The organism is uncultured Dysosmobacter sp. (assembly GCF_947631635.1).
Classification (GTDB): domain Bacteria; phylum Bacillota; class Clostridia; order Oscillospirales; family Oscillospiraceae; genus Oscillibacter.
The window spans coordinates 61,189-87,621 of record NZ_CANRMB010000009.1 but is presented as its reverse complement, the minus strand read 5'-3'; the positions used below and the strand labels follow the sequence as shown (position 1 = coordinate 87,621).

At 60.3% G+C, this 26,433-nt stretch carries 32 protein-coding genes; 20 read left to right on the top strand and 12 right to left on the bottom strand.

Going from position 1 to position 26,433, the window contains the following annotated elements; all coding sequences use genetic code 11:
• Nucleotides 1-29: 29 nt before the first annotated feature.
• The 4 genes from Q0Z71_RS06840 to Q0Z71_RS06825 all read left to right on the top strand — a co-directional run bounded on the left by Q0Z71_RS06840 (nt 30) and on the right by Q0Z71_RS06825 (nt 2,925).
• On the top strand, nt 30-1,235 hold the full coding sequence (locus Q0Z71_RS06840; protein ID WP_298019914.1) for an acetate/propionate family kinase: 1,206 nt from the start codon (nt 30-32) through the stop codon (nt 1,233-1,235).
• 231 nt (nt 1,236-1,466) lie between these two features.
• The gene (locus Q0Z71_RS06835; RefSeq protein ID WP_298019912.1) at nt 1,467-1,871 is read left to right on the top strand and encodes a zinc ribbon domain-containing protein; all 405 of its coding nucleotides are present in this window, start codon (nt 1,467-1,469) and stop codon (nt 1,869-1,871) included.
• A gap of 9 nt (nt 1,872-1,880) precedes the next feature.
• Nucleotides 1,881-2,564 (top strand): 5'-methylthioadenosine/S-adenosylhomocysteine nucleosidase, encoded by a 684-nt coding sequence (gene mtnN, locus Q0Z71_RS06830; protein ID WP_298019910.1) that lies wholly within the window; start codon nt 1,881-1,883, stop codon nt 2,562-2,564.
• Complete coding sequence (locus Q0Z71_RS06825) at nt 2,536-2,925, top strand: S-ribosylhomocysteine lyase (RefSeq protein ID WP_298019907.1); 390 nt, start codon at nt 2,536-2,538, stop codon at nt 2,923-2,925. The genes mtnN and Q0Z71_RS06825 overlap by 29 nt, the downstream gene beginning before the upstream one ends.
• Here Q0Z71_RS06825 and Q0Z71_RS06820 read toward each other — a convergent pair.
• Nucleotides 2,903-3,598 carry an aspartate/glutamate racemase family protein gene (locus tag Q0Z71_RS06820; RefSeq protein ID WP_298019906.1) on the bottom strand — a complete coding sequence of 232 codons (696 nt, stop codon included), beginning with the start codon at nt 3,596-3,598 and terminating at the stop codon, nt 2,903-2,905. The two genes, Q0Z71_RS06825 and Q0Z71_RS06820, sit on opposite strands and share 23 nt — an antisense overlap.
• A gap of 128 nt (nt 3,599-3,726) precedes the next feature.
• Between Q0Z71_RS06820 and Q0Z71_RS06815 the strand changes: the two genes are divergently transcribed.
• The 6 genes from Q0Z71_RS06815 to Q0Z71_RS06790 all read left to right on the top strand — a co-directional run bounded on the left by Q0Z71_RS06815 (nt 3,727) and on the right by Q0Z71_RS06790 (nt 9,166).
• Nucleotides 3,727-4,416 carry a helix-turn-helix domain-containing protein gene (locus Q0Z71_RS06815; protein WP_298019904.1) on the top strand — a complete coding sequence of 230 codons (690 nt, stop codon included), beginning with the start codon at nt 3,727-3,729 and terminating at the stop codon, nt 4,414-4,416.
• 302 nt (nt 4,417-4,718) lie between these two features.
• Nucleotides 4,719-5,030: a 50S ribosomal protein L21 gene (gene rplU, locus Q0Z71_RS06810; RefSeq protein ID WP_298019902.1), complete on the top strand. Its 312-nt coding sequence runs from the start codon at nt 4,719-4,721 to the stop codon at nt 5,028-5,030.
• A 2-nt stretch (nt 5,031-5,032) separates the two neighbouring features.
• The gene (locus Q0Z71_RS06805; RefSeq protein WP_298019900.1) at nt 5,033-5,365 is read left to right on the top strand and encodes a ribosomal-processing cysteine protease Prp; all 333 of its coding nucleotides are present in this window, start codon (nt 5,033-5,035) and stop codon (nt 5,363-5,365) included.
• A 43-nt stretch (nt 5,366-5,408) separates the two neighbouring features.
• Nucleotides 5,409-5,690, top strand: a complete 282-nt coding sequence (rpmA, locus tag Q0Z71_RS06800; protein WP_298019898.1) for a 50S ribosomal protein L27 — start codon at nt 5,409-5,411, stop codon at nt 5,688-5,690.
• 280 nt (nt 5,691-5,970) lie between these two features.
• Complete coding sequence (obgE, locus tag Q0Z71_RS06795) at nt 5,971-7,257, top strand: GTPase ObgE (protein WP_298019896.1); 1,287 nt, start codon at nt 5,971-5,973, stop codon at nt 7,255-7,257.
• A 523-nt stretch (nt 7,258-7,780) separates the two neighbouring features.
• The gene (locus Q0Z71_RS06790; protein ID WP_298019894.1) at nt 7,781-9,166 is read left to right on the top strand and encodes a TrpB-like pyridoxal phosphate-dependent enzyme; all 1,386 of its coding nucleotides are present in this window, start codon (nt 7,781-7,783) and stop codon (nt 9,164-9,166) included.
• Between the two features lie 210 nt (nt 9,167-9,376).
• On the opposite strand, the gene Q0Z71_RS06785 is transcribed toward Q0Z71_RS06790, so the two are convergent.
• Complete coding sequence (locus tag Q0Z71_RS06785; RefSeq protein WP_298019891.1) at nt 9,377-9,856, bottom strand: hypothetical protein; 480 nt, start codon at nt 9,854-9,856, stop codon at nt 9,377-9,379.
• A gap of 172 nt (nt 9,857-10,028) precedes the next feature.
• Here Q0Z71_RS06785 and Q0Z71_RS06780 point away from each other — a divergent pair, with 172 nt between their 5' ends.
• Nucleotides 10,029-10,289: a helix-turn-helix transcriptional regulator gene (locus Q0Z71_RS06780; protein WP_298019889.1), complete on the top strand. Its 261-nt coding sequence runs from the start codon at nt 10,029-10,031 to the stop codon at nt 10,287-10,289.
• 62 nt (nt 10,290-10,351) lie between these two features.
• Here the strand turns inward: Q0Z71_RS06780 and Q0Z71_RS06775 are convergent, their stop codons facing one another.
• Nucleotides 10,352-11,515: a DUF2974 domain-containing protein gene (locus Q0Z71_RS06775; RefSeq protein ID WP_298019886.1), complete on the bottom strand. Its 1,164-nt coding sequence runs from the start codon at nt 11,513-11,515 to the stop codon at nt 10,352-10,354.
• A gap of 147 nt (nt 11,516-11,662) precedes the next feature.
• Between Q0Z71_RS06775 and Q0Z71_RS06770 the strand changes: the two genes are divergently transcribed.
• From Q0Z71_RS06770 to Q0Z71_RS06750, 5 genes are all read left to right on the top strand, one after another.
• Nucleotides 11,663-12,277 carry a single-stranded DNA-binding protein gene (locus Q0Z71_RS06770; protein WP_298019884.1) on the top strand — a complete coding sequence of 205 codons (615 nt, stop codon included), beginning with the start codon at nt 11,663-11,665 and terminating at the stop codon, nt 12,275-12,277.
• A 136-nt stretch (nt 12,278-12,413) separates the two neighbouring features.
• Complete coding sequence (locus Q0Z71_RS06765; protein WP_298019883.1) at nt 12,414-13,331, top strand: PstS family phosphate ABC transporter substrate-binding protein; 918 nt, start codon at nt 12,414-12,416, stop codon at nt 13,329-13,331.
• A complete protein-coding gene (locus Q0Z71_RS06760) occupies nt 13,328-14,383 on the top strand; it encodes a hypothetical protein (RefSeq protein ID WP_298019881.1) in 1,056 nt (351 codons plus the stop codon). The genes Q0Z71_RS06765 and Q0Z71_RS06760 overlap by 4 nt, the downstream gene beginning before the upstream one ends.
• Nucleotides 14,384-14,394: 11 nt before the next feature.
• The gene (locus Q0Z71_RS06755; RefSeq protein WP_298019879.1) at nt 14,395-15,489 is read left to right on the top strand and encodes a hypothetical protein; all 1,095 of its coding nucleotides are present in this window, start codon (nt 14,395-14,397) and stop codon (nt 15,487-15,489) included.
• 200 nt (nt 15,490-15,689) lie between these two features.
• Complete coding sequence (locus Q0Z71_RS06750; protein WP_298019877.1) at nt 15,690-15,929, top strand: hypothetical protein; 240 nt, start codon at nt 15,690-15,692, stop codon at nt 15,927-15,929.
• A gap of 115 nt (nt 15,930-16,044) precedes the next feature.
• On the opposite strand, the gene Q0Z71_RS06745 is transcribed toward Q0Z71_RS06750, so the two are convergent.
• The 5 genes from Q0Z71_RS06745 to yedF are packed head-to-tail and all read right to left on the bottom strand — an operon-like array spanning nt 16,045 to nt 18,755.
• Entirely contained in the window at nt 16,045-16,563 is a 519-nt protein-coding gene (locus Q0Z71_RS06745) for an NUDIX domain-containing protein (protein WP_298019875.1), read from the bottom strand.
• A 12-nt stretch (nt 16,564-16,575) separates the two neighbouring features.
• The gene (locus Q0Z71_RS06740; protein ID WP_298019873.1) at nt 16,576-16,749 is read right to left on the bottom strand and encodes a DUF6472 family protein; all 174 of its coding nucleotides are present in this window, start codon (nt 16,747-16,749) and stop codon (nt 16,576-16,578) included.
• 11 nt (nt 16,750-16,760) lie between these two features.
• Nucleotides 16,761-16,997, bottom strand: coding sequence for a DUF3343 domain-containing protein (locus Q0Z71_RS06735; RefSeq protein ID WP_298019871.1), 237 nt, complete (start codon nt 16,995-16,997; stop codon nt 16,761-16,763).
• Nucleotide 16,998: 1 nt separating this feature from the next.
• Nucleotides 16,999-18,141: an aminotransferase class V-fold PLP-dependent enzyme gene (locus Q0Z71_RS06730; RefSeq protein ID WP_298019869.1), complete on the bottom strand. Its 1,143-nt coding sequence runs from the start codon at nt 18,139-18,141 to the stop codon at nt 16,999-17,001.
• Nucleotides 18,138-18,755 (bottom strand): sulfurtransferase-like selenium metabolism protein YedF, encoded by a 618-nt coding sequence (gene yedF / locus Q0Z71_RS06725; protein ID WP_298019968.1) that lies wholly within the window; start codon nt 18,753-18,755, stop codon nt 18,138-18,140. Before yedF ends, Q0Z71_RS06730 begins: the two co-directional genes overlap by 4 nt.
• A 262-nt stretch (nt 18,756-19,017) precedes the next feature.
• Between yedF and Q0Z71_RS06720 the strand changes: the two genes are divergently transcribed.
• Complete coding sequence (locus Q0Z71_RS06720; RefSeq protein WP_298019867.1) at nt 19,018-20,274, top strand: diaminopimelate decarboxylase; 1,257 nt, start codon at nt 19,018-19,020, stop codon at nt 20,272-20,274.
• Nucleotides 20,275-20,367: 93 nt separating this feature from the next.
• On the opposite strand, the gene Q0Z71_RS06715 is transcribed toward Q0Z71_RS06720, so the two are convergent.
• Both Q0Z71_RS06715 and Q0Z71_RS06710 read right to left on the bottom strand, forming a co-directional pair.
• Nucleotides 20,368-21,678 (bottom strand): hypothetical protein, encoded by a 1,311-nt coding sequence (locus Q0Z71_RS06715; protein WP_298019865.1) that lies wholly within the window; start codon nt 21,676-21,678, stop codon nt 20,368-20,370.
• A gap of 9 nt (nt 21,679-21,687) precedes the next feature.
• A complete protein-coding gene (locus Q0Z71_RS06710; protein WP_298019863.1) occupies nt 21,688-22,053 on the bottom strand; it encodes a VOC family protein in 366 nt (121 codons plus the stop codon).
• Nucleotides 22,054-22,344: 291 nt separating this feature from the next.
• Here Q0Z71_RS06710 and Q0Z71_RS06705 point away from each other — a divergent pair, with 291 nt between their 5' ends.
• The 3 genes from Q0Z71_RS06705 to Q0Z71_RS06695 are packed head-to-tail and all read left to right on the top strand — an operon-like array spanning nt 22,345 to nt 24,731.
• Nucleotides 22,345-22,575: a FeoA family protein gene (locus Q0Z71_RS06705; RefSeq protein WP_298019861.1), complete on the top strand. Its 231-nt coding sequence runs from the start codon at nt 22,345-22,347 to the stop codon at nt 22,573-22,575.
• Nucleotides 22,572-24,578, top strand: a complete 2,007-nt coding sequence (gene feoB, locus Q0Z71_RS06700; RefSeq protein ID WP_298019859.1) for a ferrous iron transport protein B — start codon at nt 22,572-22,574, stop codon at nt 24,576-24,578. Before Q0Z71_RS06705 ends, feoB begins: the two co-directional genes overlap by 4 nt.
• A gap of 12 nt (nt 24,579-24,590) precedes the next feature.
• The gene (locus tag Q0Z71_RS06695; protein ID WP_298019857.1) at nt 24,591-24,731 is read left to right on the top strand and encodes a FeoB-associated Cys-rich membrane protein; all 141 of its coding nucleotides are present in this window, start codon (nt 24,591-24,593) and stop codon (nt 24,729-24,731) included.
• Nucleotides 24,732-25,092: 361 nt separating this feature from the next.
• On the opposite strand, the gene Q0Z71_RS06690 is transcribed toward Q0Z71_RS06695, so the two are convergent.
• Nucleotides 25,093-25,857, bottom strand: a complete 765-nt coding sequence (locus Q0Z71_RS06690) for an HAD family hydrolase (protein WP_298019855.1) — start codon at nt 25,855-25,857, stop codon at nt 25,093-25,095.
• 5 nt (nt 25,858-25,862) lie between these two features.
• Nucleotides 25,863-26,408 carry a hypothetical protein gene (locus Q0Z71_RS06685; protein ID WP_298019853.1) on the bottom strand — a complete coding sequence of 182 codons (546 nt, stop codon included), beginning with the start codon at nt 26,406-26,408 and terminating at the stop codon, nt 25,863-25,865.
• Nucleotides 26,409-26,433 lie beyond the last annotated feature (25 nt).

The window sequence follows — 26,433 nt, the reverse complement described above, 5'->3', positions numbered from 1 at the left end:
CCCAAAAGAAGAAAGAGGAGACGTTAAACATGAACATTCTCGTCATCAACGCAGGCAGTTCTTCCCTGAAGTATCAGCTGCTGAACCCCGAGACCGGCGTGCTGCTGGCCAAGGGCCTGTGCGAGCGCATCGGCATCGACGGCAAGTTCACCTACAAGCCCCAGGTGGAGGGCAAGGAGACTCTGGACGCCGTGGACGTGGCCATGCCCACCCATTCCGAGGCCATCCAGGCCGTGCTGGACGCCCTGGTGGACGCCAAGAACGGCGTGATCGGCTCCATGAAGGAGATCGACGCTGTGGGCCACCGCGTGGTGCACGGCGGTGAGGCCTTCAACAAGTCCGTCCTCATCACCGACGAGGTCATGAAGGCCCTGGAGGACTGCATCCCCCTGGCTCCTCTCCACAACCCCGCCAACATCACCGGCATCAACGCCTGCACCGCCGTCATGGGCAAGGATGTGCCCCAGGTGGCCGTGTTCGACACCGCCTTCCACCAGACCATGCCCGCCAAGGCCTATATGTACGCCCTGCCCTATGAGTACTATGAGAACGACAAGGTCCGCCGCTACGGCTTCCACGGCACCAGCCACAAGTATGTCGCCGGCCGCGCAGCCGCCATGCTGGGCAAGAAGCCCGAGGAGCTGAAGCTGATCTCCTGCCACCTGGGCAACGGCTCCTCCGTCACCGCCATCGACGGCGGCAAATCCGTGGACACCTCCATGGGCTTCACCCCCCTGGCCGGTCTGCCCATGGGCACCCGCTCCGGCGACCTGGATGCCGGCATTCTGCAGTATGTCATGAACAAGTACAGCATGAACATCGACGAGATGCTGAACGTGCTGAACAAGAAGTCCGGCGTGCAGGGCGTGTCCGGCGTCAGCTCCGACTTCCGTGACCTGGAGAACGCCCACAAGGAGGGCAACGAGCGTGCCGGTCTGGCCGTGGATATGTTCAACTACGGCGTCAAGAAGCTGATCGGCGCGTATGCGGCCGCCATGGGCGGCGTGGACGCCATCATCTTCACCGCCGGCGTGGGCGAGAACTCCGCCAACCAGCGTCTGGCCATCGCCTCCGGCCTGGAATTCATGGGCGTGAAGATGGACGCCGAGGCCAACAACGTCCGCGGCAAGGAGACCGTGATCTCCGCCGCCGACTCCAAGGTGAAGGTCCTGCTGATCCCCACCAACGAGGAACTGATGATCGCCATGGATACCGCCGCCATCGTCAAGGGCTAATTTTTCTTCTCCGCTTGCAAAGGACCTGGGATGGAGCTTCATCCCAGGTCCTCTCTATTTTTCCTGTCAGTCCATCTGCGGCAGAAGCAGGCGCTTCCTCCTTGTCCCAGCCGCTCTCTGTGGTATGATGATAATGGTACCTCTTATCCCGCCGTACCGCCCCTGGCAGCGATTGCGGAAACCGGCGGGATATGATATGCTGGTATCTATCAAACCGTGGAGGTGTATTCTATGAAGAGCATCAAGCCCGGCCGGGGACCGTCGGCCATGGGGGCACTTGGTTCTGTGATCGCGGTCATCTTTGGCATTTTCTGGACCATCATGGCGGTGTCCATGGGCGCGCCGGGGTTCTTTCCCCTCTTTGGCGTGCTGTTTATCATCATCGGCATCGTCCAGGTGGTCTACAACCTGAAAAACGCCACCGGGGAAAACCGCTACTCCGCCTTTGACATTGTGGAGGACGGCGAGGAGCCGGACCCGCTGGATCAGCGGTTCGGCGCAGGGTCCCGGATGGACACCGCGGACTCCGGGACCGGCAGCGGCGCGTTCCGCTTCTGCCCCTACTGCGGCGCAAAGCTGGGCGCTGAATTTGAATTTTGTGGGAAATGCGGCAAAAAACTGCCGGATATCCAGTGAGGAGATTGTATGAAGATCGGACTGCAGTTTGCCATGCCCGTGGAGCTCCACGCTCTGCCGGGTGCCAAGGCGCTGGAACCCTTTGAGACCGTTTCCGGCGTCTCGTTTTTTGAGATCGCACCCAACATTCTGGCCTGCGCCGGGGGCGTCAGCAAGGTCAACGCCGCCATGGCGGCGGAGATCTTCTGTTTGCGGTACGGTGTGGACCTGATCTTGAACGCCGGTGTGGCCGGGTGTGCCACGGACCTCCCCACCGGCTCGCTGGTGGTGGCGTCGGAGTTCGTCCAGCACGACGTGGACACCACCGCCGTGGGCGACCCTGTGGGACTGGTCTCCACGGTCAACCAGACGGTCTTTCCCACCTGGGAGCCCGGGCACTGCGTGGAGATCTTGAGGTCCCTGGGCGTCAGCGCCGTCACCGGGCGGGTGGCCACCGGGGACTGGTTCGCCGTCAAGGGGGACCGGGCCGCGTGGGTGCGGGACACCTTCTCCCCCCTGCTGGTGGAGATGGAGGGCTGCGCCATCGCCCAGGTGTGCCTGCGGAACGGCGTTCCATTTGTGTCTCTGAAGTCCGTGTCCGACCACCTGTTCAGCGACAGGCAGGCGGAGGAGTACTTCGACTTCGGACAGGCTCTGGAGAACCTGGGCGGGACGGTTCTGCCCTTTGCAAAGAAAATACAGGAGGAATTCTGAGATAGACCGAATCGCCAGCTTTATTGCGGACCACAACAGGCTGATACCGGGACGGCACCTCTCCCGCCGGAATGGGGACAGCGCGGCCTTTGGCCTGCAGTTCAAGAAGCTCAACACCGGAGACCTGCCGGGCAGTGCCGGGATGCACTCCGCCGGGCACCTGATTGCCGCTCTGCTGCGGAACTCTTTCTCCAAGGAGGCAGTGATCTACTTTAGTCCCATGGGTGGCCAGACGGGATTTGGCTTTCCATGTTTTGCAGCTGGCGGAATATCCCTCTTTTCCATAGCATTTTGCCCCAGCCTGGAACAGGCCGGGGCAAAAATCATGTATGTCCGTTTTACAGCTTTCCCAGGCTCATGAGGGCGGCGGTCTCGCCGTGGATCTGGGTGGTGTCAAACAGCCTGGCGGTCGTGTCCGCCTGATGGACCAGCAGGCCGATCTCCGTACAGCCCAGGATGATCCCCTGGGCACCCTTCGCCGTCATCTCGTCGATGATCTTCAAATACGTTTTTCGGGAGGCGTCCTTGATCTCTCCCAGGCACAGCTCGTTGAAAATGATGGCGTTCACCACATCGATCTCCTCCTTCTCCGGAATGATGACATCGATGCCGTTCTCCGCCAACCTGCCCTTGTAGAAATCCTGCTCCATGGTGTATTTCGTGCCCAGCAGGCCCACCCTGCTGATGCCCGCCCGTTTCAGCGCGTCGGCGGTGACCTGGGCGATGTGGAGCAGGGGGACCTTCACAAAGCTCTGCACCTGGTCAAAGACCTTGTGCATGGTGTTGGTGCAGATAAGGATGAAGTCCGCCCCGGCGGCCTCCAGGCCCTGGGCGGCCCGGCCCAGGATCTCGCCGCTCTTTTCCCACTCCCCCGCGGCCTGGCACTTCTCGATCTCGTCGAACTCCACGCTGTACAGGATGACCTTGGCGCTGTGAAGCCCGCCCAATTCCTGTTTTACAACCTCGTTGACGATCTGGTAGTAGGTGACGGTGCTCTCCCAGCTCATGCCGCCGATCAATCCAATGGTTTTCATACAGTTCCCCCGCTTTTTATGATGATGGGACCAGTATAGCACCTCCAAACAAACCGCGCAACGGATATTTGCGTGACGTTTCCCCCGCCGTATGGTAGGATAAGGGCATTCCAGAAGGAGGGAGCATAATGGCATCTGTTTCCAAACACATCCGGCGGCTCCGCACCGCCAAACACATGACCCAGGAGGAGCTGGCGGAAAGGCTCTTTGTCACCCGGCAGGCGGTATCTGCTTGGGAGACGGGAAAAGCCCTGCCGGACGTGGAGACTCTGGAGCGCATTGCGGAGGCTCTGGGGGTGGAGGTGGCGGAGATCATCTACGGCAGTGCTCCCCAGTCTCCCAACCCGCGGCAGCTAAAGCGGCGATGGGCGCTGACAGGTGCCGGATTTACCGTTATATTGGCTGTTTTGATAATTATAACGTTCAAAAATGGAGTGTATGGTACCTGGAGACATGGCCTTGCCTTTCAGTTTACCGATTCAAATTACCAGATATCCTATGAGGACATCCCGAACAGCTTTTCGGTGGAGCTGGATCTGAAGGACTTGGAAAGCAATGCGGGAAAGGTGCTGTATGCGGATGAGAGCGGCTGCCGCGTTCTGGTGGATTCGGTGGACGAAAACCGGCAGGGAGAGTACCGGGTCTGGTTCCGCGCCTGCGGTGTTTACGGCCGCGCCGGCGGCCAGTTGGTATCCGGCTGTCAGTCCATGCGTGTGGATAAGGTCACTTGGACGATGTCCACCACTGCCGCTATGACCGCTGCCGTGAATGGGAGCCGTTATCCCTGTTCCGAGGCCGGCGCCAGCGGGCTCATCTAAAGACGGCAATCAGTTCAGCTTCCATCTGAATCCCCGGGTGCCGGACACATGGGAAGGGGTTCCAATAGGCGGGCTGGGCAAACTCACGGTCACTGTCTCCGGCCTGACCCGTTTTTCCACCCGCCGGATCTCCTATTGGGATCTTTACTGATTTTTGGCGATTATGCGATTTTATTCCGAAAAAGCGTTGACATTCTGGTTTTTCGCTGATATACTTGATAAGCCGCTTTGAATGGGTCTGAAAGTATGCCAATGGCATCGCCCCCGACAGCGAGCCCGTAAATGAAGGAGTTGAAATACAAATGAACGCAATCATCGTGACCGGCGGCAAGCAGTACAAGGTCGCTGAGGGCGACGTGGTCTACATCGAGAAGCTGGACCAGGAAGCCGGCGAGACCGTCAAGTTCGACCAGGTCCTGGCCGTCATCGACGGCGACAAGGCCACCTTCGGCACTCCCGTGGTGGAGGGCGCTTCCGTGGAGGCCACCATCGTCAAGAACGGCAAGGGCAAGAAGATCCGCATCTTCAAGTACAATCCCAAGAAGGGTTACCGCAAGCGTCAGGGCCATCGTCAGCCTTACACCAAGGTTGAGATCGGCAAGATCTCTGTCTGAGCATGACCACGATCACGTTCCGCACGGAGGGCGACCGGATCACCGGTTTTGATTCCAAGGGCCACAGCGGCTACGCCGAGGAGGGCGCGGACATTGTCTGCGCGGGCATCACCAGCGCCATCCGCCTGGTGGAGGCCACCATCAACGACGTGCTGGGTCTGGCGGCATCCGTGAAGGTCCGGGAAAGTGACGCTTCCATCTCGCTCCGTCTGCCCGGGGGTCTGGCTCCCACGGCCGAGAGCACCTGTCAGGCGCTTCTGACGGGGTTGATGGTCTACTTTGCCGAGCTCCACGACGAGTATCCCGAAAACATCGAGGTTTTGGAGGAAGATTGACTTCCTCTCCATCTACAATCTTACAGAAAGGATGGTCCGTATCATGATTCGTATTGGTCTCCAGTTCTTCGCTCACAAGAAGGGCGGCGGCTCCACCAAGAACGGCCGTGACTCCGAGTCCAAGCGCCTTGGTCCCAAGCGCGCCGACGGTCAGTTTGTCAAGGCCGGCAACATCCTGGTCCGCCAGCGCGGCACCCGCATCCATCCCGGCAAGAACGTTGGTATCGGCACTGACGATACCCTGTTTGCCAAGGTGGACGGCGTGCTCCGTTTCGAGCGCCTGGGTAAGGATCGTAAGCAGGCTTCTGTTTACGACGCCGAGTAAGCAATCAGAGCTTTGGAGCCCCGAACGCACACGTTCGGGGCTCTTTTCAGGTGAGGCGTCTGCATCCGAGGGCACAGCTTCTGTGCCTTGGGATGTATGCGCCTCAATGGGTATACTATAATCAAATAACTTGAAAAGTGCCAGATCACTTTTCAAGTGTCACAGCGCACATGCGCTGTGACAGGCCGCGGACCGCGGCCTTGATTTGCATTTCATCGTCAATCCCTGTGCGCTTTTTCAAGTGAATGGACGATACAAACAACTATTGGAGGTGTGTTCTATGGCAGCATCCTTTATCGACAAGGCCCGGATCACGGTCCGCGCCGGAGATGGCGGCAACGGCGTGGTCTCCTTCCACCGGGAGAAATATGTGGCGGCCGGCGGCCCTGACGGCGGCGACGGCGGCCGGGGCGGCTCCATCGTCCTGGTGGTGGACGACAACATGTCTACCCTGATGGACTTCCGCTACAAGCGCAAATACGTGGCGTCCAACGGTATGCCCGGCCAGGGGGCCAGAAAGTCCGGCAAGGACGGACAGGACCTCATCATCCGGGTGCCCCGGGGCACTCTGGTGCGGGACGCGGAGACCAATGAGATCATCCAGGACATGTCCGGCTCGGAGCCCTATGTGCTCTGCCGGGGCGGCCGGGGCGGCTGGGGCAACAAGCACTTCGCCACCCCCACCCGGCAGGTGCCCCGCTTCGCCAAGGCGGGCCTCCCCGGCGAGAGCCATGATGTCATTCTGGAGCTGAAGCTGCTGGCAGATGTGGGCCTCATCGGCTTCCCCAACGTGGGCAAGTCCACGCTGCTGTCCGTGGTGTCCAAGGCCCAGCCGAAGATCGCCAACTACCACTTCACCACCCTGTACCCCAACCTGGGTGTGGTGTGGGTGGACGAGGGCGTCAGCTTCGTCATGGCGGATATTCCCGGCATCATTGAGGGCGCCAGCGAGGGCGCAGGTCTCGGCCATGACTTCCTGCGGCACATCGACCGCTGCCGCCTGCTGGTCCATGTGGTGGATGTCTCCGGCAGCGAGGGCCGGGACCCTGTGGCGGACTTCGACGCCATCAATGAGGAGCTGAAGCAGTACAGTCCCGAGCTGGCGGTGCGGCCCCAGATCGTGGCCGCCAACAAGGTGGATATCATGGAGGACCCTGAAAACCTGGCGCGGCTCCGCGCCCATGCGGAGGAATTGGGCTACGCCCTGTTCGAGATCTCCGCGGCGTCCCACCAGGGCACCCGGCAGCTAGTGGGCAAGGTGGCGGAGATGCTGTCCTCCCTGCCTCCCGTCACGGTGTACCAGGCGGAATACGTGCCGAAGCCCCCTGTCATCGACGCCTCCGCGCCGCTGGAGATCCAGCGCGCCGACGACGGCCACACCTGGCTGGTGGAGGGCCCCTGGCTCCAGCGGCTCATGGGAAATATCAATTTCTCCGACTATGAAAGCCGGATGTATTTTGACAAGACCCTGCGGGAATCCGGTCTGTTCCAGCAGCTGGAGCAGTTGGGCATCCAGGACGGCGACACGGTGTCCATGTACAACTTCGAGTTTGAATATCAGCGGTAACGCACTACAGCGGACAGGCACGGGCTGGTGTCTGTCCGCTCCGCTTTGTCTGGTTTGGATCGTATCGCGTGTTTTGTTCAACATATACAGTTTTTTCCAGGGTACAGCGGGTGTTTTTTATCCAAACTGAAAAATATATTTTTGAGGGATTGACAAACGCACTTCATCGGAGTACACTGCGTTCAAATCCAAAAGCAAAACCTGTGACGCAGACGAGTACACGGACGTCGCTTCTCCAAGAGAGCTGCCGGTGGTGGAATGGCAGCAGAAGTGGCCCCGCCGAATGGACTGCGGAGGGCGGACTGAACGGAGCGGCTGCTCTCAGTAAGATCCGACGGGCTTTTCCCCCGTTACCAAGGAAAGACGTGTGTTGGCACGTCGCCGAGCGGACGAGTGATCGTCAATTTGGGTGGCACCGCAGAAGTTTTAGACTTTTGTCCCAAAGGAACCATTGGAGTGGTCCTTGTGGGATGAGAGTCTTTTTTATTTCCCCATGGGCCCCGGATATGAAAGGAGTACCGCTATGACCACCGAGAAGAACATCCCTTACAAGATCTACCTGTCCGAGGATGAGATGCCGAAAACCTGGTACAATGTCCGGGCGGATATGAAGAACAAGCCCGCTCCCCTGCTGAATCCCGGCACCGGTCAGCCCATGGGCTTTGAGGACCTGCGCCCCGTGTTCTGTGACGAGCTGATCCGCCAGGAGCTGGACAACGACACCCGGGAGATCCCCATCCCCCAGGAGATCCGGGATTTCTACAAGATGTACCGCCCCTCTCCCCTGGTCCGGGCCTACTGCCTGGAGGAGAAGCTGGGCACGCCGGCCAAGATCTACTACAAGTTCGAGGGCAACAACACCTCCGGCTCCCACAAGCTGAACAGCGCCATCGCCCAGGCCTACTACGCCAAACAGCAGGGGCTGGTCGGCGTCACCACCGAGACCGGCGCCGGCCAGTGGGGCACGGCCCTCTCCATGGCCTGCTCCTACCTGGGCCTGGACTGCAAGGTGTACATGGTAAAGGTCAGCTACGAGCAGAAGCCCTTCCGCCGGGAGGTCATGCGGACCTACGGCGCCTCCGTCACCCCCTCTCCCTCCATGGAGACCGAGATCGGCAAAAAGATCCTGGCGGAGCACCCCGGCACCACCGGCTCCCTGGGCTGCGCCATCTCCGAGGCCGTGGAAGTCGCCACCAGCAACCCCGGCTACCGCTATGTGCTGGGCAGCGTGCTGAACCAGGTGCTGCTGCACCAGTCCGTCATCGGCGTGGAGACCAAGACCGCGCTGGATAAATACGGCATCGTCCCCGATATCATCATCGGCTGCGCCGGCGGCGGCAGCAACCTGGGCGGCCTGATCTCCCCCTTCATGGGCGAGAAGCTCCGGGGGGAGAAGGACTACCGCATCATCGCCGTGGAGCCCGCCTCCTGCCCCAGCCTGACCCGGGGCCGGTTCGCCTACGACTTCTGCGACACCGGCATGGTCTGCCCCCTGGCGAAGATGTACACCCTGGGCAGCGGCTTCATCCCCTCTCCCAACCACGCCGGCGGCCTGCGGTACCACGGCATGAGCAGCATCCTCAGCCAGCTGTACCACGACGGCTACATGGAGGCGGTCTCCGTGGAGCAGACCAAGGTCTTTGAAGCCGCCGAGATGTTTGCCCGGGTGGAGGGCATCCTCCCCGCCCCCGAGTCCAGCCACGCCATCCGTGTCGCCATTGACGAGGCGCTGAAGTGCAAGGAGACCGGCGAGGAAAAGACCATCGTCTTTGGCCTCACCGGCACCGGCTACTTCGACATGGTGGCCTATGAGAAGTTCCACAACGGTGAGATGAGCGACTACATCCCCACCGACGCGGAGCTGGAAGCCAGCTTTGCGCATCTGCCCAAGGTCCCCGGACAGGACTAAATCCCGAACAAATCCCCCCGCGGCGAACGCCGCGGGGGGTGTGTTTAGGAAGCACTGCTTAAATCAACGTGCACAGATTTGCGGCAGAAATTTCTCCTGGCAAGGAAGAAAAACGCAGGAATCCTGACGGATTTCAAGTTTTTTGACGCAGTCCAGGGGGGATTTCCGGCGTGAAGATGTGTGCGGGGATTTAAGCAGTGCTTCCTTTATTCAGGGGGCGGCCTGGAATCGTGCCGCGGACACCTCCACCGTATAGCCCCCTTCACTCTCAACGGCGGACACGGTATACCCCCGGATGAGATACGCGGCGTCCGGCGCTATTGGATAGGCTGTGATATCCGCCGTGTCCCGCAGGTCCAGAAGGACAAAGCCCCTCTGGCGCGTTTCGGCCAGCAGCTTTCGGCAGTCTCCGCAGAAAAGCTTCCGGTCCATCGGCTTGCGGGAAAGCGGTAGATAGGCGGTGCACCGCTGGCGCTCCGGCGTCCGCTCCACAGTCATGGCCACGCTTCCGGCCATGCAGAACACATGGTGATCCATGTCCTGCTCCTCCGCCAGCTCCCCCAAGTGGAGCGGGTCCGGCGCATAGATCGCCAGCTCCGTCAGCGTTCCCGTGGACAGCTCCAAAACACAGGGCGCGTGATAGGTCCTGCCTCCGCACAGGGCACAGGATTCCGGTTCTGGCGGTTTCATATGCCAGAAGCAATTTCCAATAATGAGCAGGATTATGCAGGTTATCATCACATACTTTCTCATTACTTTCTCCCCTCTTTTATTACCCATATATAAGGGTATACTTTAACAGGGGTAATGTCAACAGGGATAGCCAATGATATGATAAGAAAGTAAACAGGGGGGTGGTATTGTGGATGACTTCAAGAGCATTGTCAGCTATAAGTTGGATGAATATGGGCATGTAAAAGTAAAATTAGCGGAAGTCCTACATGCTAAAAACATCTCGAAAAATCGTCTGCATACCCTCACCGGCATTAAAAACGATACGATTGACCGCTATTGCAAATCCAAGAATATTGTGAGAGTAGATTTAGATTTCATTGCAAAAGTGTGCTGTGTACTGGATTGCAAAATTGAGGACCTATTAGAATACCAGAAGCCCGAAAAATAAAACAGCCCTGCGTTCCTTTTGGAAACGCAAGGCTGTTTTTGTATGGTGCGGCACCTCCGCCGTCACTGCTCGGTCTTTTTCAGATTCCACTTCTTTTTCGGTCTCTTCTCGCTCTCCTGCTGCCAGTCCTCGATGAGCACCTTGAAATTGCTGCGGAACAGGAGCTTGATGGCGTAAAACAGGGCGTCCCGGGTGTCCTTGTCCATGTCCTTCATGGCCTTGACCATGGCGCCGGCGGCCTTGAAGCTCTCCGCCTTCAAATCGGTCAGCGTCTGGGCCCCGGAGGCGGTGAGCACATCGAACAGGCCGTCCACGAACAGCTCCCGCTGCTCCTGGGACATGTGGTGGACCCACTCCTTCAGCACCAGGTCGTTGAGCCGCCCCTGCCGGGTGACGCTGCGGAGCTTCACGAAGTGGTCCCCCATCACCTGCCAGGAAAAGCCGTCGTGCTGCATCAGGCCCTGCTGGTCGCTGTCCACCACGAAGTAATCCTCCTCGTGCTCCAGGATCATCCCCACCACGGAGGACTTGGGCACGATGGACACGATGCGGTCCGCCACCCGCTGGTGCTGGGGCAGGTCCAGCAGGTCGTCGTGGAAGCCGGGCCCGTCGTTGGACCAGATGGCGGCGATGCGCCGCTGGATGGCCGCCGGGCAGAACACGCCGGACCACACCGCCAGGTTGCCGCCCTTGGAATGGCCGCCCAGCCGGAGCTTTTTCCGGGGGAACTGCTTTGCCACCTGCTCCACATACCGCACCGCCATCTTCTGGGCCGGGACCTCCGGCACGCAGGCCAGCTGAAAATCCTCCTTCCAGCCCGCCAGCGTGTCGTCGGTGCCCCGGAAGGAGAGGTACAGCGCCCCGTCCCCCGTCTCGACGGTCAGGGCGGCGAACTGCTCCGCCTTTTCGTTGTCCAGCCAGTCCACAAAGCAGTTGAGCTTCATGGCCCGGAAGCGGTTGGAGATGGCCATCTTCCGCAGCATCTCCGGGATGGCGTCCGGCACCAGAACGCCCATGTCGATCTTCTCCCCCTTGGGAAAGCGGGCGAAAAAGGCGTCCGCCGCCTGACGCAGCTCCACGCTCTCCCCCTCCCCGGGGGCGGGAACGATGCCCTTGAAATCCACAAAGACCAGCTCCGCCAAAATCAGGTTGTCCACCTCATTGAAAGGCGCCTGTTCCAGCGTCAGGTCCCCCCGCCAGTCCAGATAATCCAAGAGATCTGCCATATGCCCTCCTCCTTGCGTCCGCCGTGTGTGCAAAATCCAGTCAACGGGAAATGAGTCCATTATAATCTACATTTTCTCCATACACAAGAGGTCTATCCATGGAAAACCGCTCATAGAATGCACCATCACGACCGAGAGGTGGACAACATGACGACTCAAACCCGAAACGAAGTGCTGCTGGAGGGCCTGGCCCTGGCCGCGCCGGAATGGTCCCACGAAAACCATGATACCCAATTTTACCGCTGCTATCTGCAGGTCCCCCGGCTGTCAGGTCAGGCGGACACCCTGCCCATCCTGCTGCCGGAGAGCCTGGTGCCGCAGATCTCTCCCAATGCCGCCCTGCGTGTCCGGGGCCAGCTGCGGTCCTTCAACAACCGCAGCGGCGTGGGCAACCGGCTGGTGCTGACCGTATATGCCCAGGAGCTTCAGCCAGGCCTTGGCGAGCCTGTCAACCAGATCACCCTGTCCGGCGCGCTCTGCAAGCCGCCGGTGTTCCGCCGGACGCCCCTGGGCCGCAGCATCTGCGACCTGATGCTGGCCGCCCCCCGGCGGTATGGCCGGGCGGACTATCTGCCGGTCATCGCCTGGGGCCAGCTGGCCGTGCAGGTCAGCCGGATGCAGGTGGGCGACGCCCTGACCCTGGAGGGCCGGGTGCAGAGCCGTACATACCGCAAGGTCACGGAGTCCGGCGCCGAGGAGCGGGTGGCTTACGAGGTATCCATGATGCATCTGCTGGTCCCGGAGGACCCGGATGGGCTGTGAATCCCAACTGAACCGATCAGACGTCCGCCGTCAGGCGGGCGTCTAATTGTTTCTCTTTTGTAACTATTTGTCATGAAAAAGGCGGGATTTTTTCTGAATACCTGGTACAATTAAGAGCAGAAAGGAGTGTTGCACCATGAAATGCCCACGTTTCCTGGCGCCGCTGCTGGCGCTCTGCCTGCTGGCGGGCTGCGGCCAGACACCGGCCTCTCCGCCGCCGGACCCCCAGCCGGAGCAATTCGTCTTTACCCGGGAAAATTTCCCCCGTCTCAACGGATCCACCTCCACCGTGCCCCTGGGACAGGCCATCGCCAGCGTCCTGCTGGGCGAGAGCCGGGAGGAGGTCTCGGACCTCATTCAATTCTCCAAGACCACCCAGTCCTTCCGGGAGCTGATGGACGGCCGGGCCGACCTGCTGATCTCCGCCGAGCCTGCCGAGAGCATCTGGAAGGAAAAGGAGGAGCGCGGCTTTGCATGGGAGATGGAGCCCTTTGCCGTGGACGCCCTGGTGTTCATCGTGAACGCGGACAATCCGGTGGACTCCCTCACCACAGAGCAGGTGCAGAAGATCTACACCGGCGAGATCACCAACTGGTCCCAGGTGGGCGGAGATGACCTGGAGATTGTCCCCTTCCAGCGGAATGCCGAGGCCGGGAGCCAGACCGCCATGCGGAAGCTGGTGATGAAGGACCTGCCCATGATGGAGGCCCCGGCGGACTATGTGCGGGGCGAGATGGGCGACCTCATCCAGGCTGTGGCCGCCTTTGACGGCTCCGCCAACGCCATCGGCTACACGGTCTACTATTACGCCAACGACATGAAGATGGCGGAGGGCCTGAAGATCCTGTCCATCGACGGTGTGGAACCAAACGCGGACACCATCCGCTCCGGCGCGTATCCGTTTTTGAACAACTACTATGTCCTGACCGCCGCCGGCCTCGCTGACGACGCCCCCGCCAAGGTCCTGTACAATTGGCTCCTCAGCGAGGAGGGGCAGACCCTGGTGGCCCATGAGGGCTATGTGTCTGTACTGGATGTGGGGAATGTTTCATGAGGCGGATGGTCCCGGTCCTGCTGTTCCTGTGCCTGCTGGCAGGCTGCGGGACAGCGCCGTCTCCGGTGGAGACGGTCTCTCCTGTCTACACCGACTGGTCCAAGCTGGTGCCCCGGGAAGAGAACGGTCCGCTGTATACCTATTTTGAGCCATACAGCGGCACCGGGCCGCTCCAGCCTCGGGAGGACTACGGCCCGCTGCTGCCCTACATGGGGGTTCTTTTTCAAGACTACTACCCGCTTTACGGTCTGGTCACCACAGACGGCCAGCTGGTAACAGAGCCGGTCTACTGCTATATTCGTACCATTGACGGCAGCTCAGGCACATCCAAATTCCTTCTTCTCAGCAGTGTGGAAGGTGATCCGGCATGGTTTTCCGACAACGGCAGCGTGCCCATCTGGGCAGAGAACTGCGTATCGGTCACAGCGGCCGCGCCGGACGGCAGTTGGGTCGTCTCCGGTGATTACCGGGCGGCGGAACAGGTGGATGACCGCCATCTGGCTCTGTACCGAGAGGATAGTTCCATCACCATTCTGGATGACACCGGCTCCGTCTCCGCCTTTTTCCCCGGAGATACGCTGGTCCAATGGATGGGCTGCGGTTTCTGGTTCTGGGATGACGCCGGCAGTCCCATAGTGGTCTGGAGGGATGGCTTCGGGGCCCTGTATGACGGCATAGACGATGCGCTCATAGGCTGGCTGGACAGTTCCACCGGGACTATTTCCAAAGAGGCTCCCCCGGGGGCCTCTGCGGAGGGACAGGAGGACGTATCCGCAGAACTGCCGGTAATAGATGGTTACAGGGACCTGTATCCCATCACCGATTCTGTCACCGGAGAGGTCTTTCTGCTTGGCCACCGCAAAACAGACGGCCGCTGGCGGTATGACCTTTTAGACGCGCAGGGACATCTGCTCTATCCCGACTGGCACAGCGCCGACTATGGGATTGCCGGCGGCCTGATCTCCACGTTGGAGGGCGATATATACGCTTATATCTCCCTGGATACCGGCGAAGCGGCCTTCCGCTATCCCCTCCGCACCAACTCCGACTGAAAGGAGACGCTATGAAACGTCTGTTGATCTCTCTGCTCCTCCTCTGCCTTTTGACCGGCTGCGGGACAGCGCCGCCTCCGGAGGAGACGGTCTCTCCCGTCTACACCGACTGGTCCAAGCTGACGCCCCGGGAAGAGGAAGCGCCTCTGTATACCCGTTTTGAGCCGTACAGCGGCAGCGGGCCGCTCCAGCCCAGGGACGATTATGGCCAGCTCCTCCCCTACATCGGCGCGGAGCTGACCGTGGACAACTATATCTGCGACGCGCTCCCCCTGTACGGCCTCACCACTGCCGACGGCCAGGTGGTCACCGAGCCGGTCTATGCCAGCATCTCCATGGAGAATGGCTTTTTGCTGCTCTGGCGGGGCAGCGATCAGTTGTATCAGCAGGAGGGTTCTCAGCTGGAGCGGGGAGATTTTGACCTGACCATAGCGGCTCCGGACGGAAGCTGGGTGCGGACAGTAGACGGGTATTATGTCTACTCCACCGAAGGACTGCTGGTCACCGCCGATCAGGGAAACCTCTTCTATTGGAACGATCGGGGAGAACTGGTCCACCAGTTCTCCGCCGACATCTTCCGGCCATATCTGGGGGACCGTTGTGCCTGGAACGACGAGGGCGGCCCCTGGCTGGATCAGGCGGATGGGCGGGTGGTCTACCTCACCTCATACAACCACAGCCCGGACGGCGACCAGCCCCTCCGCCTGTATCTGGATCTGGAGCAGGAGGCGGTACGGGAGACGCCGCCTGATGGATATCCGGCGGAGATCGACTACGAAAGCCTCTATGAAGAGCCACCGGAATTCCCAGGTTACCGCAATGTCTGGAATATCACCGACCCTGTGACCGGAGTGCGGTATTATTACGCCTACACGGACACAGAGGGTCCCCCGGAGCGCCGCCTGCTCTCCGAGACCGGCGAGGTCCTGCTGCCGGACTTTGACAGCCTGTGGATTCTCTTTCCCCAGATCATCAACGGCTGTGTCGCCTGCGTGGACTATCAGGACGCCATTTCCATGCACATGGCGGGGGGAACCTTCCGCTGGCAGCGTCTGGACACCGGCGCGTGTGTGTTCCGCTTCCCCATCCGCTCCAATTCCGAATAAACAGCAGCGCCGTGGAGAAAACTCCGCGGCGCTGCTGTTTTACGCTCTTTTCAGGATAAATGCTGCCGAAATGGCCCCTGTTCATTTTGCCAAATGCTTGATTGAAAGCAGTTTTATTGTATGGTACAATGATTGAAATAATTTCGTTTTAGCGTGAAGTACACAGCGCAGCAAACTGGAATTCAAAAGGAGCGATCGCTATGTTCTTACATCCCATTCCCGCCGATGACCAGGCTTTGGGGGTTCTTGTGTTTGTGCTGGCTCCTGCCGTTTTTGTACTAATTCTACTCTTTAATGCCCATCAAATGGGTAAGTTCAAAAAAACAAAGCGTGCCCCTTCCGACCGTGTATCGAGACATTCCCACACAAAATGGGGTCTCATCATATGCTGCATGACTGCAGTCATCCTGTTGGGAATTGCTATCCAATATATTTTTTGATTTAAATACTATTTTATTGGACAGCCGCCAGCTTTATGACGGCTGTCCTTTTGTCCGCCCTGACAAAAAGGCCATGATGAATGCCAGCGCCGCATGGAACTGAAAAGGGGCTTTTTTATTTGGTGGGAAATCCAAAGGTCTCCCGCATGTCGAACAGGAATTGCAGAAAGCTCTTGGGATAGGGGATGAAGCTGCCGTCGTCCACCATAGCCAGCAGCTCTTCCAGCGTCACCCAGCGGACGGCGCTGACCTCCTCGGCCTGGAGGGACAGCCCATCGATGTCCACATCCCGGACGGCGATGAAAAAGTCGTCGAACCCACCGGCAAAATTCACAGTCACCGAGGGCCGCAGGCCGGACAGGTCCAGGGCATAGCCCAGCTCCTCCCGGATCTCACGCTCCGCCCCCTGGCGGGTGGTCTCTCCGGCATCCACGCCGCCGCCCACCGTCACATCCCACAATCCGGGCCAGATGTGCTTGTTCTCCGTCCGCCGCTGGATCAGCAGGCGGCCCAGGCGGTCAAACAGGCACACATGGACCACGATGCGCAGCTCGCCGGGGTCCTTCTTCGCATATCGCTCCGCCGTTCTCCCCAGGGGGACGCGGTTTTCATCATACAGGTCTACCAGTTCCATCTGCCTCTCTCCTCACTGCCGCCGGGCGGTCTCATAGTCGCCGCCCCGGCGGTAGAAGGGGCAAGCGTTGTTGGCGCTGCGCAGAAAGCGCTCCATCTCGTCCTCATCCAGGTCCATGGTGCAGAAATAGGCGTCCAGCTCGTCGTCATAATCGTAGTGGACACACTCCTCGCAATTAGCTGCCATCGAATCACCTCTCAGAGGATTATAGCATAGATCCCGTCCACATCCAAGTGCTGTTCCATCACCAATTCCTCCACCGCCTCCCGGGCGGCCGGCGGTGCGGCCCAGCACATGCCGCAGCCTGCGGTGATGGTCCGGGGCACGGGGATCAGCCGCCCCGGCACTCCCGCCGACTTACAGGCGCGCTCCATGGCCATGGCCCCGGTGGTGGTTCGGAAGGTCACCACGCACTTTTCCGTCTTTTCCCGCATCTCACAGGGCCTCCTCCGCCAGGACGCGGACCGCCTCCGCCGCGGCATCGGTCTCCGCCGCTGTGTTGAAATAGGACCAGGAGAACCGGACCGCGCCCTGCGCCCCGGTCCCCAGCGCCCGGTGGAGCCGGGGCGCGCAGTGGGCGCCGGGACGGGTGGCGATGCCGAAGCGCTCCGCCAGCTCGTCGGATACCTCCGCTGAGTCCACATCTCCGATGTTCAGCGTCACCACAGGCGCACGCTCCGGCGCGGTGTGATCGCCGTATACCGTAACGCCCGGGAGCAGGCGGACGGCCTGGTAAAACCGGCGGGCCAGGTCCATCTCATGGGCGCGGATGGCATCCATGCCGGTCTTTTCGATGAAGTCCAGCGCCGCGCCCAGCCCCGCGATGCCGTGGCTGTTCAACGTCCCGGCCTCCAGGCGGGTGGGATACTCCATGGGCTGTGTCTCCAAATAGCTCTGGACCCCGGTGCCGCCCACGGCAAAGGGGCGGACCTCCACGCCCTCCCGGACGCACAGGCCGCCGGTGCCTTGAGGCCCCAGCAGGCTCTTGTGCCCGGTGAAGCACACCACATCGATGTGCCGGCGCTCCATGTCGATGGGGAATACGCCCGCCGTCTGGGAGGCGTCCAGAATAAACAGCAGGCCATGCCGGTGTGCAAACGCCCCCACCTGTTGGATATCCACCAGATCCCCCGTCAGGTTGGAGGCATGGGTGCAGACCACAGCCCGGGTGTTGGGCCGCAGCAGCCGTTCAAAGTCCCCATAGTCGATGCTTCCGGTCCGGCCGGCGGACACGAACTCCACCGCCATGCCCTGCTCCCGCAGGCGATACAGGGGCCGCAGGACGGAATTGTGCTCCAGGTCTGTGGAGATCACGTGGTCCTCCGCCGTCAGCAGGCCGCTGATGGCGATGTTCAGCGCCTGTGTGGAGTTCTGCGTGAACGCCACATGGTCCGCCCTGGAGCAGTTGAACAGGTCCGCCAGCTTCTGCCGGACGCCGTAGACCGTCCGGGCGGCGGACAATGCGTCGTCATGGACGCCCCGGCCGCAGTTTCCGTAGGCGTTCATGGCCGCCGTCACCGCCTCCGCCACGCCCGGCGGCTTGGGCCGGGTGGTGGCGGCATTGTCCAGATAGATCATGGCTTGATGACCTTTCCCGCCCCTGCCAGCGTCTCCACGATGCTGTACATATTGGTGGCGGAGCCCACCGCCAGCTTCTCCGTCAGGCCGTAAAAGTTGAGGCAGGTGCCGCAGGTCAGGATCTCCACCCCCTGGGCCTCCATCTTTTTCAGGTCCTCCAGGGAATCAGAGCCCTCCACGGTCAGCTTGGCGCCGCCGTTATAGAACAGGATGGTCTTGGGCAGCTTGGGCAGCTGGCTGACAGCGAACAAAAAGCCCTTCATCAGAGTCCTGCCCAATTCGTCACTGCCGCGGCCCATCACATCGGTGTCCACAGCCACTACAAAATCGCTCCGCATATCCGGCGCACAGGCCAGCTCCGGCTCCTCGGCAGGCGCGTCGCCCACGGGGGCGGTGACCTCCATGGTGACCACGAATTCCGCCGCGCCGGTCTTTTCCGCCTTGGCCGTCAAATGGTGGCCGCTGGCCATCCGGGTCAGGTTCTGGACCGCGATCTCATTGTCCACATGGACTTCCAAGATTCCCGGCTCGGTCATCGCCCGCAGGGCGCGGGTGGCCTTTACCACCGGGATGGGGCACTGTTCGCCAACGGCGTTCACAACAACGTTTTTCATCATACCGTTCCTTTCTCCGTCTGCAACGGTGCAAGTTCTCTCCTCTATTGTAATGCGGGTCTGTCCTAAAAACAAGGGCTATTTTTTTATCAGAATATCGTCACTGGAGCGCAGATCCGTTGTTTTTATTTGAAATACAATTATGCCGCTATTTTTCAGCAAATTTCTTGACAAATCCAGGGGCCTGCTCGTAAAATGAGGGATATCTGTGGTCCGGACGGTCCCGGGCCTGCCCACTCTGATAGGATTCGAGGTCATCCCTATGAAAACTCCCTTTGTCACAAAAGAACAGCTGGAGGCCATTGCCGCCCAGTATCCCACGCCCTTTCACATCTATGACGAAAAAGGCATCCGGGAAAATGCCCGCCGCCTGAAAGCCGCCTTTGCTTGGAATCCCGGTTACCGGGAGTATTTCGCCGTGAAGGCCACTCCCACCCCCGCCATTTTGAAAATTTTGAAAGAGGAGGGCTGCGGCTGTGACTGCTCCTCCCTGGCGGAGCTGCTGATGGCGGAGAAGTGCGGCGTCACCGGTGAGGGCATCATGTTCTCCTCCAACAACACCCCGGCCGAGGAGTTCCAGCTGGCGGACGAGCTGGGCGCCATCATCAATCTGGACGACATCACTCTGGTGGATTATCTGGAACAGTCCATCGGCAAAATTCCCGAAAAGATCTGCTGCCGCTACAATCCCGGCGGCGTGTTCACTCTGGGAGAGACCCGGGAGGGCTTTCAGGTGATGGACAACCCCGGCGACGCCAAGTACGGCATGACCCGCATGCAGATCGCGGAGGCCTTCCAGCGGCTATCCGCCATGGGTGCCAAGGAGTTCGGCATCCACAGCTTCCTGGCCTCCAACACCCTCTCCAATGAATATCACCCTGCCCTGGCCCGCCTCCTGTTCCAGCTGGCCGTGGAATTGAAAGAGGAGACCGGCGTCCACATCACGTTCATCAATCTCTCCGGCGGCGTGGGCATTCCCTACCGGCCGGAGCAGCCCGCCAACGACATCGCCGCGATCGGCGAGGGCGTGCGCAGGGCCTATGAGGAGATCCTGGTGCCCGCTGGAATGGATGACGTGGCCCTGTACACGGAGCTGGGCCGCTTCATGCTGGCGCCCTACGGCCACCTGGTCACCCGGGCCATCCACGAAAAGCATATCTATAAGGAGTACATCGGTGTGGACGCCTGCGCCTGCAACCTGATGCGCCCCGCCATGTACGGAGCCTACCACCACATCACCGTCATGGGTAAGGAGCACGCTCCCTGCGACCACAAGTACGACGTGGCCGGCGGCCTGTGCGAAAACAACGACAAATTCGCCGTGGACCGGATGCTGCCCAAGATCGATATGGGCGACCTGCTGGTCATCCACGACACCGGCGCTCACGGCCACGCCATGGGCTACAACTACAACGGCAAGCTCCGCTCCGCTGAGCTGCTGCTGAAAGAGGACGGCTCTGTGGAGCTGATCCGGAGAGCGGAGACGATCGAGGACTACTTCCAGACGCTGGTCTGGTAAACACGAAAAAACCGCCTCCGCGGCAATGCCGCGGAGGCGATTTTTGTCGTCGTCAGTCTCCTTTTGGCGCAGAGCGCGCCGTGCCGTCCCGCTTCAGCGCCGCTTTTTCCATTGGAAGCACACAGCCGCCGCCAGGGGCAGCAGGGAAACCGCCAGCGCCGCCCAGAAGACCGGGCCGCGCTCCGCGGTGGACAGAGGTGTCTCCTCAACCGCCGGCGTCTCCGCCGGTTCCTCCCGGGGTGTTTCCACAGGCACTTCTGTCTCTGCCTCCGGCTTTTCCCGCAGGGCATCCGGCATCTCCAGCAGTTCCGGTGCCGGGGCATTCGGATCGATCTCCATCCAGGACACCTCTCCCGCCTGCTCCATCAGTTTCCTGCATTCCGTCCGGACCTCCGGGAACCGATCCTGCGGGTACTCCTCCTGAATGGACACATGATACGTGCTGGGCAGCTCCCAGAGGCTGCCATCCTCCAGAATCGCCAGCGTACAGTCCTCGGTGGCCTCTGCGTAACGGACGCCCTCCATGATCTTCACCGGGACCGCCAGCTCCTTGTCCGGCAGGTCACCGTTATAGGCGTCCTCCGAGTCCGGCGCACCGTCCTTTAGGATGGCGGGCCTCCCGCGGCCCCAAGACCAGAGGGTGCCCTCCACCGTCACAGCGGTGGGACCAAGTCCGCCGTGGAAGCAGACTACGTTTTCCAGCAGCAGCTCCGGCGTGCCGTACCAATCCCCTTTGCGGACCGCCCGATAGAGGCCGCCGTTCTCTCCCAGCATCAGCAGTGCGTCCGCGGCATAATCATAGCTCACCTCCGCCGCGTTGACCGCCACCGGGAGCAGCAAAGTCTCTCCATCTTCGGCGGACCGCCGCTCTACCCATGTACCGCTCTCCAACTGGATATAATTTCCCCAAAAGGCCCGCACCTGGTCCATGATCTGCTCCGGCATCCGGAACGTTTCCGTCTCCGAATCATATCCGCCCCAGGTCCACAGCGTCCCGTCGTCCTTCAGCGCCACAACACATTCAGTCATATCGTGGACCGAAACCACGTGGTCCATCAGCCGTACCGCGCCCTGACGGCCGCTCTGTCCGCACAGCTTCCCCTGAAAATCACTCCCCCAGCCCCAGAGGACGCCGTCCCGATCCACCGCAAAGCCTGCCAAAAAACCGCTCTCCGCATAGACCGCGTGCTTCACCTCCGGTACGGCATCTTCCCAGAGTACCGGGTCCACCTCGGCGGTGATACCGCCGTGGAAGCTGTCGCCCCAGGACCAGAGGGTACCGTCGCCGTCGATGGCATAGTGGGTGTAGCCGCCGTTGGAGATGGGCCGCTTCACCGGCTCCAAGGCAGCAGCCGAGGCCGTCAGCAGAAGCAGGGCGGCCAACAGCGCAAACAGCCGTTTCATCTCTCCCCCTTACCGCGCGGGAATGATCTCGATCCAGTACCCGTCGGGGTCGCTGATGAAGTAGATGCCCATCTCCGGGTTTTCAAAGCAGATGCAGCCCAGCGCGTCATGCCGGGCATGGGCGGCGGCGTAGTCCTCCGCCTGCATGGCCAGGTGGAATTCGCACTCCCCCAGATCGTACTTCTGGGGATGGTCCCGCAGCCAGGTCAGCTCCAGACGGAAGTCCGTCTTCCCGTCCCCCAGAAAGGCAATGACAAAGTTGCCGTCCGCCGCTTCCTTCCGGCGCACCGGCTCCAGATCCAGGGCGTCCTTATAAAATTGAAGGGACTTGTCCAGATCCGACACATTGAAGTTGAAATGGTTGAATGAAAGCATCCCGATCACCTCATTTTTTTGATGATCTCAGTATACCACAGCCTTCCAGGCCCCCGCAACTGCTTCCTCCTGCCAGAAGGTTTTTCTACCATCGATTAACAAGGGGAAACACGCCTGCCAGCATTTGTTTTAGCCCCGAAAAACCGTATTTCCCCTTGTCAATCGATGGTATACAAAATGATTTAAAAAGTTTGTCGGAAATTCTGGTGATTTTGCTATTTGACAGAGACGAGATGCCGTGATAGACTCGCAATAGTTAGAATAAGCTAACTGTAAAGGAGGAAATTGCCGATGACTTTGGATATGCTGCCCCTGGGCCAGGACGCTGTCATCACCGCTGTGGGCGGAGAGGGCCCGCTGCGCTGCCGTCTGCTGGACATGGGCCTGATCCCCAAGACTCTGGTGCGGGTCGAAAAGGTCGCCCCTCTGGGAGATCCCATTGAGCTGTGGGTGCGGGGCTACTCCCTGTCCCTGCGGAAAGAGGACGCCCACAATATCACCGTGGAGGTGAGGAAGGCATGATCCTCGCACTGGCAGGCAATCAAAACTGCGGCAAGACCACCCTGTTCAACCAGCTCACCGGCTCCAACCAGCATGTGGGCAACTTCCCCGGCGTCACCGTGGATCAGAAATCCGGTGAGGTCCGGGGGCAGAAGGACTGCACCGTCGTGGATCTGCCGGGCATCTACTCCATCCGGCCCTATACGCCGGAGGAGATCGTCACCCGGGACTTCATCCTGAACCAGAAGCCGGACGGCATCATCAATATCGTGGACGCCACCAACATTGAGCGGAATCTCTACCTGACTCTGCAATTGATGGAGATGCGCATCCCCATGGTGCTGGCGCTGAACATGATGGACGAGGTCTCCGCCAACGGCGGCACCATCGACATCCAGGGCATGTCCAAGGCCCTGGGCATCCCTGTGGTCCCCATTTCGGCGGTGAAGAACCAGGGCGTGGACGAACTGATCCGCACCGCGGTCAGCGTGGCGAAAAACCGCACCTATCCGGCGGTGTACGACTTCTGCTCCCCCGGTCCCGTCCACCGTTGCATCCACGCGGTGGTCCATCAGATCGAGGACCACGCCGAGGCCTCCGGGCTTCCGGTCCGGTTCGCCGCCACCAAGCTGATCGAGGACGACCCCGATATCCGGGAGCGGCTGGAGCTGGACCAGAACGAGCTGGAGCTGATCGAGCACAGCGTTCAGGAGATGGAGGCCGAACACGGCATGGACCGCAACGCGGCCCTGGCGGACATGCGGTACGACTTCATTGAGGGCATCTGCCGGGCGACGGTGGTCAAATGCCGGGAGTCCAGGGAACGGCAGCGCAGCGAGGCCATCGATCGGGTGGTCACCAACAAATATTGGGCTCTGCCTATTTTCTTCGGCATCATGCTGGCGATCTTCTATCTGACCTTCAATGTCATCGGCGCGTTTCTGTCCGACCTGCTGGCGGCGGGGATCGACGCCCTCACCGGCGCTGTGGACGCAGGGCTGACCGCCTACGGCCTGAATCCGGTGGTCCACAGCCTGCTGATCGACGGTATTTTCGCAGGCGTAGGCAGTGTATTGAGCTTTTTGCCCATCATCGTGGTCCTTTTCTTCTTTTTATCCATTCTGGAGGACACCGGATACATGGCCCGTGTGGCCTTTGTCATGGACCAGCTGCTGCGGAAGATCGGCCTGTCCGGCCGGAGCATCGTGCCGATGCTGATCGGCTTTGGCTGCTCGGTGCCCGCCATCATGTCCACCCGGACGCTGGCCTCCGAGCGGGACCGGCGGATGACCATTCTGCTGACGCCCTTCATGAGCTGCTCCGCCAAGATCCCCATCTACGCAGTGTTCACCGCCGCGTTCTTCCCCCGCAACGGCGCATTGGTGATGATCGCGCTGTATCTGGCCGGTATCCTGGTGGGCATTTTGGCCGCCAAGGTCCTGGGCGTCACGGCGTTTCGGGGCAATCCGGTCCCCTTTGTCATGGAGCTGCCCAACTACCGCTTCCCCTCCGCCAAGAGCGTGGGGCAGCTGTGCTGGGACAAGGCCAAGGACTTTTTGACCCGCGCCTTCACCATTATCTTCGTGGCCACCATTCTGGTCTGGTTCCTTCAGACCTTCGACACCCGGCTGAATCTGGTGACGGACAGCGCCGACAGCCTGCTGGCCACCGTGGGCACCTGGATCGCGCCCCTGTTTGCGCCCCTGGGCTTTGGGGACTGGCGGGTCTCCACTGCGCTGATCACCGGCTTCATCGCCAAGGAATCCGTGATCTCCACCCTGGGCATCCTCACCGGCGCCGGTACCGACGTCACTGTGGAGGCCCTCAGCGCCCTGTTCTCCACCGTGACTGCCGCCAGCTTCCTGGTGTTCACCCTGCTGTATACTCCCTGCGTGGCGGCAATCTCCGCCGTGAAGCGGGAGCTGGGCTCCGGCTGGAAGGCGGCGGGCGTGGCTGTCAGCCAGTGCTGCGTGGCCTGGGTGGTCTCCTTCCTGGTCTATCACATCCTTCTGTTATTGGCATAAGGAGGTCTTTTCATGCTGGAATTCTTGATCCTGGCTCTGCTGGGCGGATGGCTGTTCCTGGCGCTCCGCTCCTGCCTCCGCCGAAAGGGCGGCTGCGGGTCGGCCTGCGACGGCTGCTGTTTCAACTGCCGCTCCAACTGTCAAAAGCGCTAAAATATCCCCGGGCCTGCGGCCTGGGGATATTCTTTTTCTATAGCAAACATCAGAAATAATGGCAGCAAAGGAGTTGGGTACAGGTGGTGCAGAACAAGGATGACGACGCAGGCGGGCTGTCGCCCGTCAAGGAGGAATACGCGGTTATGCGCCGCCTGTACCCGCCGAACTGCTGTCAGCATTTTCGATGTCTGCTATAAATAACAGAGGACCGCTCCCGCCGAAGGCGGAAACGGTCCCCTGCTGCACTGTCATGGTATTGGATACGGCCGCTCCGCGGTCATGCGGTGCGGCGCTGCATGTATGTCCAGGCCGGAGCGCCATCGGACAGCGGCGGCCTTTTTTACATATGTTATACTTGTTATACTGCCTGGTCCTGTACCGCCTGATCCCGCAGGATGGTGTAGACCTCGGAGATATCGCTGATGGAATAGGTAGCCTTCACATCTTTCGGCACATCCTTATCCCGGGACTTCGTCAGGTGGGAATGGATATGGAACGTCACGGCAAAGCCCACGTTCTGCGGGCCAATGACATCCCGGGAGAAGGTATCGCCCACGTAAGCGCACGTGGCCGGATCAGACTGCACCTGGCGCAGGGAGACCAGGAAGATATTGGGGTCCGGCTTCCGGTAGCCGGTGACGGAGGACAGTGTCACATCCTGGAAGTAATCCCGGATGCCGTACTCCTTTAAGATCCAAAACACTTGGTACAAGCTGGCGGTATTGCTGATCACGCCCAGCTTCATTCCCATGCCCTTCAGGCCCTCCAGCATCTCCGCGACGCCGGGGCGAAGGCTGCGGTGGTAATAGGTGACCTCCCACATGTGGGCAAGCTCTTCCGCGAAGGGCTTGACGGTCTCAAAATCCAGGCCGAATTCCGTCAGGACATAGTTGCCCCAGATCTCCTCCGGCTTCAATTCGCGGTTGGTAGGGCCGCGGTAGGCGGCATAACGGTCCCAGCCCTCCGCCAGCTTCTTGACGGCGGTGGGAACATCCATGGACACCTCGATCCCCTTTTCAGCGAGGATGCGGAGGACTTCACGGGCGGATTCCTCCCGGCTGGCATCATCGGTATAAATATCCTCCAGCGTGCCGCCCATATCAAACAATACGGTATCGATCATAAGTCTCACTGCCTTTTCTTAAGCTCTGCCGCAGGCGCAACAGGGGGCTTATTTTTCCAATATCGGTAAAACAGGAATATCGATGACCCGCCGCCAATGACAAGAGGCGGCAGCACGAACATTCCGAAAACTTGCAGGATCATATGAGCCTGCTCGCTGTCTGTATCGATCAGCAGGGTAATGAGGCAGGCCAGCATCAGCAAAAATACCCAGAGATACGCTGCCGGCAGCAGCCGCTTCTCTGTCTTGGACAAAAACCAGGTCAGACTGCAAACCGCCGCGCCGATCACAGTGGGTACGAGAGACTCCACCAGATTCACGGCAAAAACCGGCAGTCCGGTGGTCAAAGCATCCAGCGGGTCGAGCAGGAAGAAAAACAGTACGCCGTAAACGGCGATGAACACCCAGCAAAGGCAGAAAGAGTACAGCAGCAGCGTGCTCTTCACCTTTCCGTTTTCGGTCATCTGGAAGGCGCCCCAGAAGCTGTCTGCCGCCTTGGTGACCTTTTCGTTATACGCTTGTTCTTGAATGGGATTGCCTTTGCCTAGCATGGAGTTCCTCCTTTTAAAAAGGCGG